Genomic DNA, 1,624 nt, shown 5'->3' on the forward strand with positions numbered 1-1,624 from the left:
ATTGCCCCTGCATGCGCAGGTTCTGAGAATATCCTGATACCTGCGACTCGCTTTCCCGCAGCAGCTTGCCCCAGGCGCTGTTGACCCCTTCCCAGCGCACCTGCCCTTCGACATCCGTCATACGCTCCGGCGTGCCGTTCGGCTGGCAGTGGAACCAGAAAATCTCCGGCGCTTCCACACCGTCAATACGCGCCAGAGGGTCGTAGCTGTCCTGGTCGCTGTAGACGTTGGTCAGCGGCACATCTCCGTGCACCTCCTGCAGCAGGCGGAACCCTTCCCAGACAAACCGGGTGGTGACCGGCTTGCCGGTTGGCTGTCCGCCCAGCATCTGGCGTCGCGTTTTACTGATGCGTCGCCCGAGCGGATCGTAGCGGAAGCTGACCTGCGTCTGCGGCTTGTTGCGATCCCGCGGCTGGCTGATGACTTCCGTCAGGCGATGTTCGCCGTCGTAGCGGTAGTGCCAGCGCGTCTGGCCGTTATCTTTCTCCACGGTGCGGCCATGGATGTCATAGCGCCAGCGAATGCCGTTCAGCTGCGTCAGGCGGTTGTGCGTGACCTTCTCAGCGGAACCTTCCGCGGGTTATCAGCACAATATGACAACCTTATTTAATAGTTAATTCCACGTTAAATAAATACCGCAATTAAATGATTTAATATCATAGCAAATAGTTATATCACCCCATTCCAAGTGCCACATTACACTATGTTTTTCTTTTTCATCTGGTTCGCCAAGATCATATTCGCCCGACACCCATTGATACAAATAATCGACTTCTTTATTTAACATATCAATGTTAGAAACCTTATTCCAATCATTTATTGCTTTATAATACCCTCCCTCTTTATAAATTAATTGCACCGTAAATGGCAAATTACTGAAGCATAATGGTTGTATTATGATCTCGAATTCCTTTCCCGACCAAAGAACGGTATTAACTGTATAATGATGGGGGATTAATTTCTGTATTTTATTTTCTGATTCAAGATATTTGTAAAGATCAGAAGTTATAAATTCATCCTCCCTTTGTATTAAAAGACATTTATTGTCTAACTCAACCTTCCCATTTACCACGTTAATTTTAAAATTAATCATATGCTAATGACCTTCCCCGGTATCAATAGATTTCTAAATTCCTCAGGGATAAAGAATTGCATCCCACCCCCTCGACCATATATCTCATTAGCCAATGCTCTTCCATATGCTACATCAATATCCTCACTTACATAATAAGCTCTAACTTGCGTTCTTAATGTACGATGAGGATCTATTTTAACCTGAAGTGCTTCATGGTAGCCTATAGCATTTCCTTTATTTTGCCTAACGGTTGGATAAGTCACTGCATATGATGGAGGAGTATCACCGTTTGGATATAATGCATACAGAATCGTGCCTTTTTTCAGTTTCCTGTTTTTGTAGACATCTATACCTTTGTAATCACCTTGACCTTGCCATCTCGTAGCTTCTTTAGATGGATCCTTACATTTACGGCTCAACCCCCACGGATCCACCCACCCCAGCGCATTCGGCGCATACTGGTAAAGGTTTATCCCCCCCGCCAGCCCTATCGGGTCCTGCTGCGTAAACCGCCCGCAGTCCGGGTCGTAATACCGGAACAGATTGTAG

2 protein-coding genes and 1 pseudogene are annotated in these 1,624 nt (G+C 46.7%); all 3 read right to left on the bottom strand.

Going from position 1 to position 1,624, the window contains the following annotated elements:
- Window positions 1-580 (bottom strand): annotated as a pseudogene (locus USH94_RS22385) (RHS domain-containing protein); the annotation flags it as partial.
- Window positions 581-613: 33 nt separating this feature from the next.
- Entirely contained in the window at window positions 614-1,093 is a 480-nt protein-coding gene (locus tag USH94_RS22390; RefSeq protein WP_111966151.1) for a hypothetical protein, read from the bottom strand.
- The coding region (locus USH94_RS22395) for an RHS repeat-associated core domain-containing protein (RefSeq protein WP_320731349.1) at window positions 1,090-1,624 on the bottom strand (535 nt) is incomplete at its 5' end. The genes USH94_RS22395 and USH94_RS22390, both read right to left, overlap by 4 nt.

This window comes from Enterobacter sp. 148H3 (assembly GCF_034107425.1).
In the GTDB taxonomy this organism is placed as follows: domain Bacteria; phylum Pseudomonadota; class Gammaproteobacteria; order Enterobacterales; family Enterobacteriaceae; genus Enterobacter; species Enterobacter vonholyi.